Annotated in this window: 19 protein-coding genes and 1 pseudogene; 9 read left to right on the top strand and 11 right to left on the bottom strand. The window is 56.1% G+C overall.

What is annotated here, in order from left to right; genetic code table 11:
- Nucleotides 1-191 precede the first annotated feature (191 nt).
- Nucleotides 192-437: an IS3 family transposase gene (locus HMPREF2935_RS12695; protein WP_246817791.1), complete on the top strand. Its 246-nt coding sequence runs from the start codon at nt 192-194 to the stop codon at nt 435-437.
- Nucleotides 438-859: 422 nt separating this feature from the next.
- Here HMPREF2935_RS12695 and HMPREF2935_RS06605 read toward each other — a convergent pair whose 3' ends face one another.
- The 4 genes from HMPREF2935_RS06605 to HMPREF2935_RS06590 form a co-directional block, all read right to left on the bottom strand.
- On the bottom strand, nt 860-1,606 hold the full coding sequence (locus HMPREF2935_RS06605; protein ID WP_070732489.1) for a hypothetical protein: 747 nt from the start codon (nt 1,604-1,606) through the stop codon (nt 860-862).
- A complete protein-coding gene (locus tag HMPREF2935_RS13835; protein ID WP_083313192.1) occupies nt 1,603-1,893 on the bottom strand; it encodes a PadR family transcriptional regulator in 291 nt (96 codons plus the stop codon). The genes HMPREF2935_RS06605 and HMPREF2935_RS13835 overlap by 4 nt, the downstream gene beginning before the upstream one ends.
- A gap of 759 nt (nt 1,894-2,652) precedes the next feature.
- A complete protein-coding gene (gene bioD, locus HMPREF2935_RS06595; RefSeq protein WP_070732484.1) occupies nt 2,653-3,300 on the bottom strand; it encodes a dethiobiotin synthase in 648 nt (215 codons plus the stop codon).
- Nucleotides 3,297-4,538 carry an adenosylmethionine--8-amino-7-oxononanoate transaminase gene (locus HMPREF2935_RS06590; protein WP_070732482.1) on the bottom strand — a complete coding sequence of 414 codons (1,242 nt, stop codon included), beginning with the start codon at nt 4,536-4,538 and terminating at the stop codon, nt 3,297-3,299. Before HMPREF2935_RS06590 ends, bioD begins: the two co-directional genes overlap by 4 nt.
- Before the next feature lie 139 nt (nt 4,539-4,677).
- Between HMPREF2935_RS06590 and HMPREF2935_RS06585 the strand changes: the two genes are divergently transcribed.
- On the top strand, nt 4,678-5,367 hold the full coding sequence (locus HMPREF2935_RS06585; RefSeq protein WP_141756026.1) for a hypothetical protein: 690 nt from the start codon (nt 4,678-4,680) through the stop codon (nt 5,365-5,367).
- Here HMPREF2935_RS06585 and HMPREF2935_RS06580 read toward each other — a convergent pair.
- Together HMPREF2935_RS06580 and HMPREF2935_RS13740 are read right to left on the bottom strand one after the other, a co-directional pair.
- Nucleotides 5,336-6,547, bottom strand: coding sequence for an FtsX-like permease family protein (locus tag HMPREF2935_RS06580; protein WP_070732478.1), 1,212 nt, complete (start codon nt 6,545-6,547; stop codon nt 5,336-5,338). The two genes, HMPREF2935_RS06585 and HMPREF2935_RS06580, sit on opposite strands and share 32 nt — an antisense overlap.
- Nucleotides 6,531-7,027, bottom strand: a pseudogene (locus tag HMPREF2935_RS13740) (ATP-binding cassette domain-containing protein). The gene HMPREF2935_RS06580 and the pseudogene HMPREF2935_RS13740 overlap by 17 nt, the downstream one beginning before the upstream one ends.
- Nucleotides 7,028-7,237: 210 nt before the next feature.
- On the opposite strand from HMPREF2935_RS13740, the gene HMPREF2935_RS06570 reads away from it, so the two are divergent.
- The 4 genes from HMPREF2935_RS06570 to HMPREF2935_RS06555 all read left to right on the top strand — a co-directional run bounded on the left by HMPREF2935_RS06570 (nt 7,238) and on the right by HMPREF2935_RS06555 (nt 11,225).
- On the top strand, nt 7,238-8,272 hold the full coding sequence (locus HMPREF2935_RS06570) for a sensor histidine kinase (RefSeq protein WP_070732476.1): 1,035 nt from the start codon (nt 7,238-7,240) through the stop codon (nt 8,270-8,272).
- Nucleotides 8,269-8,910: a response regulator transcription factor gene (locus HMPREF2935_RS06565; RefSeq protein ID WP_005530578.1), complete on the top strand. Its 642-nt coding sequence runs from the start codon at nt 8,269-8,271 to the stop codon at nt 8,908-8,910. The genes HMPREF2935_RS06570 and HMPREF2935_RS06565 overlap by 4 nt, the downstream gene beginning before the upstream one ends.
- The gene (locus HMPREF2935_RS06560; RefSeq protein ID WP_168166293.1) at nt 8,907-10,313 is read left to right on the top strand and encodes a DUF5129 domain-containing protein; all 1,407 of its coding nucleotides are present in this window, start codon (nt 8,907-8,909) and stop codon (nt 10,311-10,313) included. The genes HMPREF2935_RS06565 and HMPREF2935_RS06560 overlap by 4 nt, the downstream gene beginning before the upstream one ends.
- 81 nt (nt 10,314-10,394) lie before the next feature.
- Nucleotides 10,395-11,225 (top strand): alpha/beta hydrolase, encoded by an 831-nt coding sequence (locus HMPREF2935_RS06555; protein ID WP_061925679.1) that lies wholly within the window; start codon nt 10,395-10,397, stop codon nt 11,223-11,225.
- A 174-nt stretch (nt 11,226-11,399) separates the two neighbouring features.
- On the opposite strand, the gene HMPREF2935_RS06550 is transcribed toward HMPREF2935_RS06555, so the two are convergent.
- Together HMPREF2935_RS06550 and HMPREF2935_RS06545 are read right to left on the bottom strand one after the other, a co-directional pair.
- The gene (locus tag HMPREF2935_RS06550; protein WP_049151470.1) at nt 11,400-11,900 is read right to left on the bottom strand and encodes a hypothetical protein; all 501 of its coding nucleotides are present in this window, start codon (nt 11,898-11,900) and stop codon (nt 11,400-11,402) included.
- 97 nt (nt 11,901-11,997) lie between these two features.
- Nucleotides 11,998-12,393, bottom strand: coding sequence for an NUDIX hydrolase (locus HMPREF2935_RS06545; RefSeq protein WP_049151471.1), 396 nt, complete (start codon nt 12,391-12,393; stop codon nt 11,998-12,000).
- Nucleotides 12,394-12,486: 93 nt separating this feature from the next.
- On the opposite strand from HMPREF2935_RS06545, the gene HMPREF2935_RS06540 reads away from it, so the two are divergent.
- The 3 genes from HMPREF2935_RS06540 to HMPREF2935_RS06530 are packed head-to-tail and all read left to right on the top strand — an operon-like array spanning nt 12,487 to nt 14,386.
- A complete protein-coding gene (locus HMPREF2935_RS06540) occupies nt 12,487-13,338 on the top strand; it encodes an ABC transporter ATP-binding protein (protein ID WP_061925686.1) in 852 nt (283 codons plus the stop codon).
- Nucleotides 13,338-14,159 (top strand): ABC transporter permease, encoded by an 822-nt coding sequence (locus HMPREF2935_RS06535; protein ID WP_070732472.1) that lies wholly within the window; start codon nt 13,338-13,340, stop codon nt 14,157-14,159. Before HMPREF2935_RS06540 ends, HMPREF2935_RS06535 begins: the two co-directional genes overlap by 1 nt.
- Before the next feature lie 2 nt (nt 14,160-14,161).
- On the top strand, nt 14,162-14,386 hold the full coding sequence (locus HMPREF2935_RS06530; protein ID WP_049151474.1) for a helix-turn-helix transcriptional regulator: 225 nt from the start codon (nt 14,162-14,164) through the stop codon (nt 14,384-14,386).
- Here the strand turns inward: HMPREF2935_RS06530 and HMPREF2935_RS06525 are convergent.
- From HMPREF2935_RS06525 to HMPREF2935_RS06515, 3 genes are all read right to left on the bottom strand, one after another.
- Entirely contained in the window at nt 14,383-15,039 is a 657-nt protein-coding gene (locus tag HMPREF2935_RS06525) for a YdgH/BhsA/McbA family protein (RefSeq protein ID WP_049151475.1), read from the bottom strand. The genes HMPREF2935_RS06530 and HMPREF2935_RS06525 overlap by 4 nt on opposite strands.
- 27 nt (nt 15,040-15,066) lie before the next feature.
- Nucleotides 15,067-15,522, bottom strand: coding sequence for a hypothetical protein (locus HMPREF2935_RS06520; RefSeq protein ID WP_141744823.1), 456 nt, complete (start codon nt 15,520-15,522; stop codon nt 15,067-15,069).
- Nucleotides 15,523-15,661: 139 nt separating this feature from the next.
- Nucleotides 15,662-16,804, bottom strand: a complete 1,143-nt coding sequence (locus HMPREF2935_RS06515; protein ID WP_070732470.1) for an HNH endonuclease signature motif containing protein — start codon at nt 16,802-16,804, stop codon at nt 15,662-15,664.
- Between the last annotated feature and the right edge of the window lie 58 nt (nt 16,805-16,862).

Genomic DNA, 16,862 nt, shown 5'->3' with positions numbered 1-16,862 from the left:
TTGCGTCGAGAAAATCAAGAGCTGCGGGACACCATTGAGTTGTTGAAGGCCGCTTCGGCTTTTCGCATCCGAACTCGACCCCAAACGTGAAGGAATGATCCGATTCATCGATGAGCATCGGAATCGTTTCTCAATCGAGTTCATCTGCTAGACGTTCAACACGCATCGCGAAGGCGGTTTTCTTGGCTCGCGTGGGTACCGCCAGTCTAAAGCCCGGGGTTTTAAGTTCCCGCGCTCTTCGCGACGCTGCTTTCGTGGAGCATATTCGCGACGTGCATTCCGAAAACTACAGCGTCTACGGCGTGCGGAAGATGTGGCGCGTGCTGCGCCGCCAGGGCATTGACATTGGCCGCGAGCAAACAGCCCGGCTGATGCGCAGTGCTGGGCTCTCCGGCAAGGGCAAAGGTGGGGCACCAATCACGACGCTCAAGCCTTAGGGCCTGGGTCTTCGCCCTGACTTGGTACATCGTGGATTTAGGGCTCCTGGCTCTCATCAGCTGTGGGTGGCGGACATTACTTATGTGCGCACGTGGAAAGGCTTTGTGTGCACCGCGTTCGTGACCGATGTATTCTCCCGGAGAATTCTCGGGTGAGCGCTGTGGGATTCGATGCGCACCGAAGCCTTGCCGCTGCAGGCGCTCAACCAGGTGTTCGTATGTGCTGAGGGAACAACGGGCTTGATTCACCATTTAGACCACGGCTCCACCAGAGCTTGGACTACCGCACCCCGGCTGAAGTGGAAACCGAATTTTGGGAACACCACCCCAGTCGAGAATTAATGGAAATTAAGGCACAAGCGGAGGACAAAACCCGGGGCACTTCATTTCGCACTGTTGCAAGCGGATGCCTAACTCAGAAATTAGGCAAATATCATGATGATTATCGAGCCAATAATCGCGCAAACAATGGCGTACCCGCTAGATAGCCACGAGAGCTTTGACTTCTTTTTGGGCGTCTTATCTTTCTGCCCGGCCACGATGAGGGGATCGTCAAAGCCTCCGAAACTATCGAATCCGATTTCAAGAATGGTTCCAATTAGTATGGCAGCGATTCCAATGCACAGCACAATCGAGCTGTGAATCGGTACGGCGGGGGTTGACCACCACATTGGAATAGAAAACAGTACACAGCACAGCAGGGCAAGTAATCCGAAGGTAGCGGCGCCGAGTACTGGCTTTTGGACTATCAGTCGCAGCACGAATGCTAAAGGCTTTTCAGCACACAGCAGCAAGACGCCCACAATCCCAAAGACTGCTATTGTCGCCCAATCGAGGGGATGCGACGTTCCTGAGGCAAGGCCGTAGACTCCTTGCAGGCACAAAACCACGCCTACGATTTGTAAAAAAGCAGGCCCTAAAAGTATTAAAATGCTTGGGCTTTTAACTTTTTCCACGTCGGCTGCGATCTGTTCTACGTAGTCTCGTGCAGGGCCGAAGGCTTCAAGTGCGCTTTCATTGGCCGAACGGCAGTGATCGTTTACTTCGCCTAATGTATCTCCGATGACGTCTCCTGGAATTTCTTCGAGACGTGCGGTGAGGATAAATTCTTCCGCCCAACGTGGATCGATGTCAGGCGCTAAGCTTTTTTCGGTTGCGTATTGTGTCATGCTGGCTTCTCCTTGTTGTGTGCAAAATGAGCTGTGACGATCTGTGAAAATTCGCGCCACTGCTGTGTTTGTTCGTCTAGTTGCGCTCTTCCCTGTTCGGTTAGTTCGTAATATTTCCGACCTGGTCCTGATTCCCCTGCGCGCCATTGTGGTGAAACCAATTCATCTCGTTCTAGTCGCGCAAGTAGCGGATAAAGAGTGCCACCTTTAATGTCGCCAAACCCTGACTCCTTGAGTGACGCAGCTATCTCGTAGCCATAAGTCGCATCTTTAGCTAAGACGTGCATGACTGCGAGAGGTAGTACGGCTCGTAACCAGTGGCTTGGGAAAGATCTATGTATGGACACAACCTAGATTGTAAACCTACCTAGGTTGTGTCGCAACATAGAAAGTACGTGTGTTTCTTGCCGACAAGGCCTTGTCGAGTGTTTTTGTTCCGTCGGGCTATCGTGTTAACGACGGTTAAAAGTAGCCCACTGGTCACGGTGTCTCGTCTCAACGGCATCTAGGCCTGATGTTTTGCAGTTAAACTAGGATTTTTTAATGGGGGGCAAGGGGGTAATAATCCTTGGGAGATTTTGTTAGTGTGGCCGGGAAGAAATCTTCAGAAAGGTATGTTGACCTGCATTTGTGACCTGCACACGCTTGTGAAGTCTCAAGACTTTTCGTTTTACCTTTTAGAAAGTGCTTCCAAGGCCCCGCAGATGATTGCTGGAAGGGATAGTGAATGCTGTACATGGTTCCGGGTGCGTTGGCCGGAGGGCTAGTCTATGCAATTCTCCTAGTGCTCAGCTGGGTCATCAGCGTCATTTCTGCGCGGAGATATCGGCTCGGTGCGCATGGCCGATTCATTGTTTATTGTCTCATTGCTGTGGGTTTCATGATCTTTTTGGTTGTGGCCGGAGGCGGAGGCAACTGGGCCACCCATATGCAGGCGAGTGGTTACATTTTGGCTGGCTGCATCTTGAGTGCCATAGACAGCAAGATTGTTCCAGGGGATGAGGAAGCCGAGTCATGAAAGACCCTTTCCGGTTGCGTGGGCCGATCTAGAGGCTGCCTAAGAGATCCCATTGCACTGCTTGGGCGCAGAATTCCTCTTTGCTTAACGAACCTGCGCCGGTAGGAATACAGCCGAGCAGTGGCACGCCGGTGACCTTGGGAAGCTCCGCGATATTGAGGCGAGTGGCGAGGTCCGGCTCTTGTGGCAGCATGCCGCCAACCAGCCCTTTGACGTGAATGCCGCGGGCGCGGGCAGCTTCCACGGTGAGCTCAGCGGCGTTGAGGCTGCCTAACATCAAGCTGGTGACTATGAAAAGTTCGGCGCCGAGGTCACGGGCGACGTCGGCAAGCGTGAAGCTATCCGCGAGCCGAACCAGCAGGCCGCCCGCGCCCTCCACGAGTACGACGTCTGCATCGATGCTGCGAATCCACGCCAGCACCTCCTCTTTTTCGGCCTGCGGTAATCCCGCGCGCCGGGCAGAAAGGTTCGGCGCTAGAGGCTCCGGATAGTGCTTGAATTGCCGGGATTCCACGCCGGTAAGGCGTGTGACCGTGGCGCAATCGCTCGTATCTCCTGTTTGCAGTGGTTTCGCCACCACCACATGCTTGCCCGCCGCTTGGTACTGCGCGGCCAGGGCCGCCGTGGCAATGGTCTTTCCCACATCCGTATTGGTTCCGGTGATGCAATAGATCATGCGACCTCCCCGGCGGCAACGACGGCGCGGCAAATGCGCGCTACTTCCTCATCGGTACAGATATATGGCGGCATTGTGTAGATGAGCCTGCCGAATGGGCGCAGCCATACGCCTTCTTCAAGGGCCGCCGCGGTGGTCGCTTTCATGTCCACGTCATGGGCCATTTCCAATACACCGATGGCGCCGCGCACGCGGGTGATGCCGGGGGCGTCGCTAAGCCCTGCGCGTAAACCTTGCTCAATGCGTGCGACGTCCGCGCGCCAGGTGCCTTCTGCAATCATGGCGGTGGACTCGGCTGCCACCGCGCAGGACAAGGGATTGGCCATGAACGTCGGCCCATGCATCAATGCGCGTGGCTGCATCGTCTCCGCCACCTTTTGCGTGGCCAGGGTTGCTGCCAACGAGACAAACCCACCCGTTAGCGCCTTGCCTACGCACATGATGTCGGGCGTGATTCCTGCCGCCTGCGTCATGAAGAGCTCACCTGCGCGACCAAACCCGGTGGCGATTTCATCCGCGATGAGCAAGATTCCGTGCTTATCGCATAGCTCCCGCACGCCTGCGACTAGCTCTAGGTCGTGGAAGCGCATTCCGCCTGCGCCCTGCACGCCGGGTTCGATGATGACCGCGGCGACTTCTTCGGTGATAAAGGACTCGAACTTATGCAAGTATTCCGCCCGCTGCTTAGACGAGGCGCCTTCCGTGGGCGGAGCTGGGGCAAAGATCTGCTCGGCAAGGATGCCCTTCCACATAGAGTGCATGCCGCCTTCCGGATCACATACGCTCATCGCAGTGAAGGTATCGCCGTGATAGCCCGAGCGCCAGGTCAAAAGCTTGGTGCGGCCGGGTGGCGAACACTGCAGCGCCATCTTTACCGCCACTTCCACCGCGACGGATCCGGAATCGGAGTAGAAGACCTGCGCGTACTGGTGCTTGGTCAACTCCAGGAGGTTTGCGGTAAGCCGCGCCGCCGGTTCGTGAGTGAGCCCGCCGAACATGACGTGGCTGAACCTATCGATCTGATCCTTCGCCGCCGCCACCAGCCGCGGGTGCGAATGGCCGTGGCATGCCGCCCACCAGGAGCTCATGCCGTCGATGACGCGTTGGCCATTTGCGAGTTCTAAATAGGCACCATCGGTGCGCAGTACCTGCAAGGCTGGCGCGCCGGGCGCGGCATAGGGGTGCCAGATGTGGGTGGAGTCGATCGCAGTGACTTGAACACTGTTCAAAAAAGGCATGGAATTATCTCTACCACAGCGATATCTCATTTCATGACTGCAATTGAACAACGTTCAAGGCCGGGTGTAGCTCCCGCGCTGCTCTTTCTTTCCTTGGCTATCGGAACTTCTCTAGCAAGCAGTGACGTATCTTGAAATCATGAGGAAATTCGTTGCTGTTTCGAGTGCTGTAGTTGCGTTGAGCGTTGCCGGTTGTTCATCGGAATCCGAAAGCGATTCTCCGAAGCCGGTATTCCGTGAGACTACCGAACAACAAACCGAGTCCACCGAGAAAACTGAGTCCACAGAACATACCCAGCAGCAAGCAGACCCGCAGCCGGTAGTAACCGAAACGGTAACTGCGGAAAATAAAGAAAATGAAGAGGAAAAGTGCGCGGACGGCGGCTCTGATTTCCAGAAGCGATTCGCCAACGGCGCAAAGGGCGTCCTCAACACGGATAAAGATAATTTTAAGTTCCACTACACGGTCACTGACGGCGCCTATGATCCGTGCGCGGAGCTTAGCTACGCCGTACTGGATGGCGCCTTCGGTGACGAAAACGGTCCTGCCGGAACGGGTGCATCAATCGCAGGCGGAATCCTCATTTGGTCCGAGGGTGAATTGGTCGGCGGCCACGGTATTACCGCTTCTTCCGTGGAAGAGGCTTCCGTGGTGGGAGACGATGAAATCGAGCTCACCGTAGGCAATCGCGGCCGTTCTACCGCAGAGGGAATTACCGAAACCGCACGCGTGCGCCTAGAGGTTGAAGATGGTCAATTAGTCCCAGTTGGCGGAGACATTGAGCAGTACAAGTCCTTTACGGACGGACGTGTGCAGCTGTATCCCTAAAGTTTGTGGCCAACCCGCATTTGAAGCCGGAAAGACCCATAAACATCACACCGGCTTGCATTATTAACGCCTGCCACCAGAAGCCGGTGAGCGCGTATTCTCCTGTCATCCCGTGGTTCATGAGCAAGACGATGAAGAGCGTGAGTGCGGACAGTAATCCCGTCGTGGTTGCTGTCAGTGCGAAGGCTTCACCGATTTGTACCCGGAAAATGCTGTTCCTGGCAGCACCCGCCAAAGTTAGCGCCCCTGCGTCGTGAGCGATCCGCTTGCGCATTAACAGCGAAGTAGTAAACGCCGCCATCACGCTCGGCGCGATCGTCGGCCCGAGTACCACTACGAACACCTGCCACGGCGACATCGTAAACTCCTCCTCCATGCTAAACATGGCGCGGAGACCTGAGCCCACGGCGATGATGAGGCCGCCGAACAAGATCCACGGTATGATATGTGGTGCGGTGAAGTTGCTGCGTACGCGCACGTTCGCGCCAGCGATGCCGAGAGGTCGGGTCCACTGCATAAGCAGTGGCAACATCCATGGAACCAGGAATGCGAACAAGGGGATAAGGCCCAAACACGCGGACATTGCATCTATCGGATCTTCGATCAAGGTGCAGGCAAACAAGATCCCGGCACCAAGGATAAAAGCGAGCGCACACTTGGCAGCTGTCCACCGTGGCATCCCTGAACGGTAGATACGCCGCAATGACAAGAATCCACCGAGTACTGCGGCAAGTACGCACACCGCACTAGCAAGCACAACACCGCCCATCGTCACGGAGATACCGTCCACTCGAATGTTGTCGCGGTGGAAAGCATCGAGTGCGAAGTCCGTGAGAAATGTAGCGCAACAGGCGCCAGGAACCGCACCGCATGTAGAGACCGCCGCAATCTGACCCAGCACGAGTACAAAGATGAGCCAATTGGGCATGCCCACCATGCGCCAGCTGCGGTAGATGTGGATGTGCTCGTCGATGATGAGCTTCATCTGCGAGAAAATGACGAGAATATTGGAGCAGATAGCCAGCCCGAGGATGGTTCCGCCCAGAGAAGTTGTGTCATCACCGGTTGCGTTAATAAGCGCTACGGCGAGCGAGAATCCCATTCCGGAGATAAAACACGTCAGCGCCACCGCCAGCCAGGAAGGCCAATTGCTGTGTAGATCCTTAAGCCATACGGACATGGTGTTCCTCCAGCTTGTAGATGCGATCGGCCTTCGCGGCGGCCGCGTGCGAGTGGGTGACCATTACCACCGTGCTGGGTACGCGGACGAGATGATCCATGACCACGTCCGCCGTGTCGTCGTCCAACGCACCGGTGGGCTCGTCGGCGAAGATGAAGGGGGCGTCGGCAAGCAATGCTCGCGCCACCGCGACGCGTTGTTGCTGTCCGCCCGAAAGCTGTGCCGGTAAGCGCTTTCCAGCCCGCCGATGCCCAAGCTCTCAAAGGTCTGGTGCAGCTTCGCCGGGCTGCATTTACGGCCGGAGAACTTCGCCGTAAGCTCCGCGTTCTGCTGGGCGTTAAGCGATTCCAGGAGGTTATAGTCTTGGAACACGAAAGCGCGGTGCTTGCGCCCCGGTGCATTGACCTTGCCGGTTGTAGGTTTGTCGAGGCCAGAAAGCAGGCCGAGGAGCGTTGACTTGCCGCTTCCGGAAGGGCCCATGATGGCCACGAACTCGCCCGGTTCAATGCGCAGCGAGAGGTGGTCTAGCACTAGATTCTTGCCGTATTTCTTCGTGAGATTTTTTGCGATGAGTGTCATGCTTTCGATTTCACGTTGAAAGGCGCAGTATTCCGATGGGGGAGACTCCCAGAAATTTAGGGGAGCTAGCTCCACTGCGTGTGTCCGAAGTGCGGATTAGGGTTGTACTCTATGGCAACTTTCAAATCCGTGGCGTGGAATCTAGTGCTAGCGCTGCTGTGTATTCCCGCTGCTGTGGTTTCCGTTGTCATGCTGCCGTGGATTCCGCTCGTTGCGTCCCTCATGGCCGTCATTACCCGCGGCGGCGCACGGTGGTTGGGCGTGAAGATTCGCTACCGCACCCCACATCGCTGGTTTGATTGGCAGCAGTTCTATCACCTTCTGATTCAGCTTTTGCTCTCGATTTTGAGCATGGCGTTGTGGCTGTTCGTGGGGTCTATGACGGTGGTATTCTTCATCGCTCCTTTCTTCACGGATAGGTTCAACATCGGTAGCCTCGTCATTGAAAATCGAGCCCTGGCTATCGTGGTGAGCTGGACGTTTGGCTGCCTGTGCTTGCTGGTCCTTATCTTTGGCGCGAAGTTTTTAACCTTTCTTTCCGTGAGCACCACCCGCCTGGCGTTGGAGAGCGATGCGCGAGCCACGCTTATCGACGCCTTCTCCGGCGAGCGCCGCCGCATCGAACGGGAGCTACACGACGGCCCGCAGCAGTACCTCACCGCGCTCAAGCTCAACCTAGCCGCGGCGAAAAGGGGAGACACCGCGGCTCTCGACGCCGCCGACCACAACGCCAGCCTTGCTCTGTCTGCCTTGCGCGACACGGTCCGTGGCATCGCGCCGCAGGTCCTCTTCGATAATGGCCTGATTGCGGCTCTCGAAGAACTCCTCGTCCATTCCGGGCTGGAGACCACCCTCGAATGCAAAGGCGAAGAACGCTCCCTTGATGAAACCAGCGCCTTGTTGGCCTATCACTGCGTGGCAGAGGGGCTAACCAACGCCGTAAAGCACGGTGAGGCCACCGCAGCGACTGTGAAGCTGGATTACCGAGAAGGGATAAAAATTTCCATCACCGATAACGGGCACGGGTTAACCGCAGGCGAGGGAACCGGCATCGCCGGCCTGGAAGAGCGCGCCATAGTCCTGGGCGGAAGCGTGAAACTAGAAGACACTGATCAGGGCGCACGGTTAAGGATGAAACTGCCATGAAAATTTTGCTTGCTGAAGACTCCGCCCTGCTGCGTGCGGCAATCGAACAACTCCTGCGTTCCTTGGACCATGAGGTCACCACGGTCGAAGATGCTGATCAATTGCGTGCTGCGGCAGAAGGATTCGACATCATTGTCACCGACGTCAGGATGCCGCCGCTTTTGCAGGACGACGGCCTGCGAGCAGTCAATGAGATTCGCAAACGTACGCCCGAGCAGCCCGTCGTGGTGTTGAGCCAATACGTCGCCGCCAGCTACTTGGACGGGCTCATCGAACACGGCGGATTCGGCTATCTACTCAAGGAAAGAATCGCCGATGTGGATGAGTTCATCCATGCACTGGATACGGTCTCTGCAGGTGGCACCGTGGTAGATCCGGAAGTCGTGAGCACTTTGCTCTCCTCCCGGAAGATGGGCGTCGATAAGCTCACGCCCCGAGAACGCGAGGTACTAGCCTTGATGGCACAAGGCGCCAGCAATCGCGAGATCGAAGGCAAGCTCGTGCTCACTGCCGGTGCAGTAAGCAAACACGTGGCGAATGTTTTCATGAAGCTCGGGTTCAGCCCCGAAGACGAAAACCGCCGCGTCAAGGCAGTCCTGGCATGGCTGCGCACCAAGCGAGAATGGAGATTGGAATGAAAAAGATTCTGGCGGCATCTGCAGCAGCAGCGCTTTTGGTTGGCGGCGGCACTGCTTTCGGTGTTGCCACGCTTGCGGCATCTCCGGAGCAAGCAGATTATTCCGTCGAGAGGTCCGCAGACGTCAAGGTCGAGATCATGGATCCCGAAGATGTCTTAAACCCCGATGACGAAGCACGCATGCGTCGTGACGTTGAGCGAATCCACTTCGCAACTCCGGTCAAGCAGCTGAACTACCTTGTCTTCAAAAAGAACAAGGACGAGGTAGAAGATTCCGTCGAAGAGTATCTACGCGATAATCACCCAGACCTCATTGGCGATGACCATTTCACCGATGGCCAGCTCTTCGTTGGCGTGGGCCTCGATCCACGTCAGGCTTTCATCTTCGCGGGCAACGATGTGGGGAAGGACCTGTCCCTGGAACTAGAAGATGGTCATTTGGAAGACGCAATCGAAGAGATCAAACCGGGCGTGAAGGCAGGAAATATCCCGGCAGGTCTTTTCGCTGGCGCTGACTATGCTGCCGATGCAGACAAGGTCAGTGAGGAGCTTTATTCCGATGCTAAGGCTAACCGCGGTCTCGGTATTGGCTTTGGTGGTTTCGGCGCGGGTGCGGCTGCCGGAGGAATCGTTGCTGCGGTGGGTGCTACGCGGCGTCGGAAAGCGCAGCGTATTGCGACCGCCCGTGAGGATTGGAAATACGTTTCACGGGCTTATGGGGATATCGCTCAACGCTTGAATGCCATCGACGTGCGTGCGCACTCTTTGCAATCAGCGCTTGTCGACGCCCGGATGCGCGAGGAATGGGAGCAATTGCGCGACGAGTTCCTCAATCTCGACGATAAAGTTAGCGCTTTTGCCAGCCTGAACGAGCAGTCCTCCGACGAGAAATTCGAACAAGCGGCGAGTGGAATCGAGGAAGCGAAATCCATCTGTGACCGCGTAGATATCGCAGAACACAACATCGACCGTCTGTATGCCGTCGAGCATGCTGACGTTAACGCGCGCCGCAAGGAACTCTATGAGCTACGCAAGGACCTGATTGAGGCGCGCACGGAATCCACGGGCGGGGTCGCGGAAGAAGCATCCCGACTGATTGCCGTTTCCGAGGAGATCGATGCGGCCGCGCCTGAATTTATGGATCGTTACCTCGAGCTAGTGGAGCGCGCAGCCACGCTCTTTGGGCAGATCCAAACGCAGTTACAAAAGGAAAACGAAGCGGATGAAATGGCGGCGCGCCCGCGTATTGACGAGTCTTCCTTCTATCCGGGAGTGGGTTATCACGGATTCGTACCCTTTATGGCGATCAGCTCATGGAACAGCGCTTCCGTAGCTTCTTCACCCAACGTGAGCAGCAACTTTAGCTCGGGGTTCTCCGGCGCTGGTGGTGCCTCGAGTTTCTGACACTTTGAGTATTGTCCGAACGTACACACCCGGCTACCCTATCTTGAATAAAATCCGTGATCAGGGTCTATTCTGTGGGGCATGCGTCGAATTACCACCTTCCTCACGGCTTCTTTTCTAGCCGCTACCGTGTCCATCGCACCTGCTCAAGCCGCCACTTTTGAGACCTCAGTGCCAGAGAGCTATGGCATCAACGATCCGAGCTGCGTTTCTGATGTTGAGCCAGTGGTTCTCATTCATGGCACCAGCGATAATTCCTCGGCCTGGACGGATCTGATTCCGCGGCTGCAGGAGCAAAACATGTGCGTGTGGGCATTCGACTACGGCGCGGACGATGTCACGTTGCAGAATGCAATCCCGGCCATGAAGGCGATTGGGGATCTTGATGCTTCTGCTCGCGAGATTGCAGAGCAAATCGAGTATGTTCGGTCCGCTACTGGCTCTGACAAGGTCAACCTCGTGGGCCATTCCCAGGGCGGGCTGCACACCAAGACTTTCACGCAGCTCTACGGTTCCCCAGAGGAGGTCTCCCGTGTTGTCGCAATCGGTGGCAACTATCACGGCACTACGCTGAGCGGTATGGGACCTGCGTTGAGTGATATTGCCAAGGTTATGCCGAAGCTGGCTGCCTTCTTGGGCACTACGGCCGGCATTCAGCAGCTGCAGGGCTCGGACTTTATTGAGAAAATGAACAAACTGCCCGATACCGCGCCGGGGGTTAAGTACACCTCGATCTATAGCCCGGCGGATACCACCGTCACGCCGAACGAAACCTCGAAGCTTACTGCGGTACCAGGCGCCGACGTTGAAAACGTCAGCTTGGGCGACGTCTGTGAGGCCCCAGCAGCGCATCCAGATCTGCCGCACGATTCTTGCGCGCTCGATCAGGTTATGTGGGGTCTTACCCGCTAATGATTCATGGGGCACTCGCTTGTCGACGTCGTGGCAAACAAATGCGCTACCTGCTGCGAGTGGTTCGCCTGCTCGCTGTGCCATGCCGAGTTAACCGACCACGACTTTGGTCCTATGCCCCGCGATGAGCAGGCCGTCATGTGCGCTGCACGCGGACGAGTACTTTCTGCCCTTCTAGAAGGAAGAAAGCTGCGAAACCTGGGACTGTGCCTGGGAGAAGAGATCCTGGATGATCTTGTTGATGTCCGGAATACGGAAGACCTGCGGGCCAACCGGCACATCAACCGTAGGCTGACCCGGAACCACACCAACCGAAATCACGTTTGCTGGGGCAGGTGCTGGTTTTGGAGCAGGTGCTGGTTTTGGAGCTGGAGCTGGGGCCGGAGCGCCACCATTTAGACCACAACGTGCGATCGCCTCATCCGCGCGCGCGATGGCATCGCGGATTTCGCCACCACGCGGGTGGAAATTAGCAGCGGCGAGCGCCTGGGACTTCTTGGAGTTGTAGTCGGAAGCGTTGGTGTAATAGCGGCTTGCCTGATCGCAGGAGATCTGGCCCGCAGGAACCTTCGCGAGGTAGTCATCCACCATGTCGGCGGAGGCGGCTGGGGTGGCAAGGGAAACGGTGATTGCGGTGGCTGCAGTCAACAGTGCGGACTTACGTACTTTGCTCATGCAGGCCATTGTGCCATGAAAGTGCAGTAAGTGGAAGGTTTACTCGGCCAAGGACAGCATCTTCAACATATCGCTCTGTGCTGCTCATGACCGCAATCTAACAATGCTTCTCGCGTAGTGCAGGGGTTTTCAGAAGCGGTGCGAGTTCAACGTGAGGTTCGGCCAAATCTACCCATGCGTACTCGGCAATCTCCGCTGCAATGTTTGGGATGACAGGGGATGGATAGCTGAAGACATCTGCAATGACCTCATGATTTTCCTCGTTGGCGGCGGCTGCGCGGAAGGTGCCGCGTGGGCTAAGTAGGGCACCATCAAGCGTGACGCCAATTTCCTCTCCTACCTCGCGCACTGCAGCTTGGAGGGGCGTTTCGTCGGGGTCTGGCTTACCACCCGGAAACTGAAACGCGGTGGTGTTTTTCTTTCGCACGCAAAGGACATGGCCTTCTGAGTTGTGGAAAATGACAGCGCTTACGTGAATTTCTTGTGTTGGCATGGAGACGAGCTTATCAGGACATGAAGTAACCCCCTTCCAATATGTAGTACATGTGCTATCTTCTTTAGTGAGGATTGAACCGAAGGGAGTGTAATGACTCGAGTAATTGAAATCGACGGCCTGGCTTTCTCCTATGGTGCGAAGAAAGTTCTGGGCGGAGTGGACTTGCATGTTGACCCCGGCGAGGTGGTGTGCTTGCTTGGCCCAAACGGTGTGGGAAAGACCACGCTGCTGGAAAACATTGTGGGCACGTTGACTCCAACTGCCGGCAGGGTTCGTGTTTTCGGGCAGGACCCTCGCAGGGTAAAGGCCGGGTTCTGGTCTCGTGTGGGTTTGGTTCAGCAGAATTGGTCCGACCACCCCAAGTGGCGCGTTAAAGACCAGTTGGCATGGGTTGCGGGCATCCATGAAACCCACTCACCGGCAGCAATGGGGGTTGAGCAGGCGCTTGAGTTGGTGTCTTTAGGGGATAAGGAAAATCAGAAGATTTCGAGCCTGTCCGGTGGCGAGCGGCGTCGCCTAGATTTTGCGGCAGCGCTCATCGGTGGGCCTGAGTTGTTACTCCTAGATGAGCCCACGACGGGGCTCGATCCGGTCTCGAAGACACAAATGCACGACGTGATTATGGACCACGTGGATCGTTCCACCACGGTCCTTATGACCACCCATGACCTTGCAGAAGCAGAAAAGCTCGCCAGCAGAATCATCATCTTGGGTGAGGGAAAAGTCTTAGCAAACGGCAGCCCTATGCAGCTGCGCTCGGCGCATTTGGGAACTGCGGAGGTCTCGTGGGTTGCAGATGGGGTGCGCAACGTTCACTCCACGGAAGCTCCGGAGGAATTCCTGCAGAGCCTTCCTCTTAGTTCCATCTCTGAATTAACCGTGACGCGTCCGACGCTAGAGGATGCCTACCTTTCCATCGTGAAAAAGAATGGGGAACAGTAATGAAAATCTTCAAAGCAGCCCTCCGCCAGGCGGCAAGTGACATTCGGCCGCAGCTTGTAGGCGTCGGAGCGTTCATGGTGTTCGCGCCCGTTCTGTTTATCGTGGTGATGGTTCGCCAAAGCTCGCAGGAGATGATTGAGCAAACTTCGACTTCGTCGGTAATTCTCGCCGGTTTGGTCGGCAGCTTTTCGACGTTCGTGATAATGCAGATTGCTGCCGAGTTCTATAGCGACAGATTAGGCGGCGCCTTAGTGCGCGCGCGAATGTTGCCTAATGGCTCGTGGGTGTGGGCAATCGGCAAGACAGTGTCTTGTGTAAGCGTCGTATTCATCATGCAGGCAGTACTGCTCTTTGCCGCACTTATTATCTTGCCGAACCTAGAAATTTCATGGGGTCGTATTGTTCCCATGCTGGGCATCGCTTTGCTCTCGAATCTAGCCGCAGCACCTTTAGGGCTGGTGCTTGGTGCGTTCATGCGTGGGACATATTCACAGCTTGTCGGTTATGCCATCGTCATAGCGCTGTTTTCTACCAGCGGCAGCTTTATCTCCTTGGCTGACGTTCCTCGCTGGATACAGATTCCGCAGCTCATCCTGCCCTTCTACTGGTCCGGACACCTATCGCGGTGGATCTCGGATAATCCTGCGCAGTGGGAGTACGGCGGAGAATTCACCCCTGTGCTAGCTGTGGGGGTTCTTCTTACTTGGATCATCGTTGGATTTATAGTTGTTATTGCCTTGCTACGCTATAGCTTCCGCAAGGAGACTTTTGGCTCCCTCGCCAATATCCAATCCAAGACTCGGGCCCAAATCGGAATTTAGAAATGACTGAAGATATAGTTCACAACCGCATCGCTGTGATGCGTACTGACCGGCGGATTAGCCGACGTGAACTCGCCGAGGCCCTAGGCATTCACTATCAGACGATTGGGTACCTAGAGCGCGGAGAGTCTGCACCGTCGTTGCATCTTGCTTTGCGTATTGCGCAGTATTTTGGAGTGCCGGTGGAATCCGTTTTTTCCTTGGATGAATTCTCGCCGTTGTCTTAGCGGTTTGCCACCTTATTTACTTGCTTTTCCATGAGCTGGCGGAGCGCTTGCTCATCGTGCGAGCTGACGCTGACGACGGCGCCGTCGACAAGCGCGTGCGCCACGAATTCGCTCTCCCCGGGCTCGCCGACTAGTGGATTCCCGGCGCTTTCGATGGTTACCTTTGCGGCCTGCAGGTTTTCGGCGCCTTCGATTTGCATGTCGAGCGGTGTAGTGGAGTAATCGCTGACGATTCCGCTGACGTCATTGGAAAAGGAAGCGCACTCCGCGAGGTCAGCGGGGAAGGGGAGCGTCTCTGGGTTCGTGCTGAGAGAGACCGTGGCATTTACGTCCCCGGCGCTGAAATCGGCGGCGGAGAATGTATCCGGATTCTTGTAAATCTTGGCGATGAAATCCATCGCTGAGGTGGCAAGCGGTGCGCATTGCTCGGGGGTCGTGGTCTTTTCGGAGTCGCTGGAGACGAGGTCCTCGGTGAGAGCTTGGTCTTCGGTGCTCATTAGCTCGTTGATGTTTGAATACTCGTATCCTTCTGGCGCATCTTCTGCAGCGAGAATGTGATCGTGGGCGGAAACTGGCGGCTTTGGTGCTGCGGGTTCTTGCTGGGAGCAACCAGAAAGAAGTGCGGCGATAAGAATAAAAGAGATCTTTTTCATGCAAAAATTATAAATGGAATTTTTGTTTTAAGTAGAGATCCAAATATTCACTGTAATCAAGGCAACAAGCACGATGATTCCACCAATGAGGTTTGTTCGCAGCGGTTCTTGTTCAACCTCGCTCCACCGGCCGCGGAAGATGAAACCCATCGGGGCGAAGGTGAGCACGCCGAAATCGGAAATGCCGACGAGGATTTTTTCGCCGATACTCAGCGATACGTCACTGACAGCAACATAAAGTAGCTGCAGCGCGCACATCGCTGCGGCACCAATGAGCCACGGCCAGAATGCCATTGCCCACTGGGCTTTGCGATCATCGCCGGCAAAGCGCTTGATGTAGGGCGCAAAGTGCCAAGCGGTGGCGAACATGCCTGCCACACCCACCGCGCACATGACTAATTGCACCCATGCGGGCCAACCGAGTGCATCCACAACCGTTGCTGTGTCACCAGCGCCAGCGGGCGTGATGACGAAATAACACACGCCTTCCATGATGGAAGCAAAGCTGAACCAGATCCACACCAGGCGTCTCGGTTGTAGCAGCGAGCAGATGATACCGCTGAGCAGGCTAAAGATAGGCCCCGCGGCAGCAATCAAAGCGGTGTGCGGGGCATGGTTGTAACTAGCTCTTTATCTCCTCCTTTAAAGCAACGGCCTGCTCATGGGCCCGGCGACGCCTACTGGCGATGGCCTGCGCGAAAGTCTGCGCCCAGTTCTTCTCAGCGATGGGCCCGGTGGGCTCGGTGGCTTTCCACGTCCCATCTTCGAAGAGCCAGAAGATATCCCCGGTGTATGGGTCCATGATGTAGAAGGCTGTGCCATCCGTCTTGATGTTGTGGTGGTGTTGGCACAAGCAGGCAAGATTTGCGGGGGTTGTTGGGCCACCGTCGGCGAAGTTGATGCGGTGGTCCGTCTGGCATTTATAGGCCGGATGGTTGCAGCCCGGGTAGCGGCAGGTGCCGTCGCGGCCTTCGACGTATTTTCGAATGTTCGCCGGAGTGGTGTAGCTCTTGCTCTCGGCGTATGGGTCGACCTCGTGGACCTCCGAAGGGGAAACGGGAGTACGGGACCAACCATGGCCTTGGATGAAGGTTGGCGCGCCGGGGATGTCAGTTGCTTGGTAGGTGTGCAGGATAACCTTTGGCTGGGCCTCGCCGAGGATGAGGCGCGTCATGGCCTGAGCGAGTGGAATCTGCTCGGCCTCGGCGAAGGTGCGTACCGCCTGGTCGACGCTCGCGATGGTTTCTGGATCTGCTTCCAGCGTTACGGAGAATGGGTCGGTGCTGTATCGACCACGGCGGCGCGTATCTTGCAGGGCAATCGTGTCATCTTCGGCGCTAATGAGCTCATTGAGTTTGCGCTTGATATTTGCTTGCGTGGGCGGGACTTGGTTCGCACGCTTTGGTGTGAGGTACTTGGTGATGCCTGCGTCGATGCGGGCAAGGGCGCCGGCAAGCGGTTCCCCAAGCTTGTCTAAGGACTCGTTGATGGCGATAAGCCGATCTAAATCTAGGTGGAGGTAGCGCTCTTGGAGAGCATGTAGTTCTGGCATGGATTCGAGGCGATCTAAAGCCATGAAAATTTTGGATATGCGCGCCGGGCTAACGCCGGTGGCAGAAAACATTCTCTGCACCGCGAGCTCAATTTCGTTATCGAATTCCGGCAGATGCTCGCGCCAGAAGCGCAGCTCTGCATGCCGGATTTGTGCGGCGGCTTGGGCTATTTCGTCTTCGGGGTTGGTGTGAGAGTGGTAGGGCACTTTCATAGCAAGAGGTTCCTCACTGCTAAAGTGTTTCGAACTAACTTACGAATAACACTTTAAA

This window comes from Corynebacterium sp. HMSC076D02, from assembly GCF_001813815.1.
GTDB classification, from domain to species: Bacteria; Actinomycetota; Actinomycetes; order Mycobacteriales; family Mycobacteriaceae; genus Corynebacterium; species Corynebacterium simulans.
Note: the sequence above shows the minus strand (reverse complement) of the source record. Positions and strands in the feature narration are given on the sequence as shown.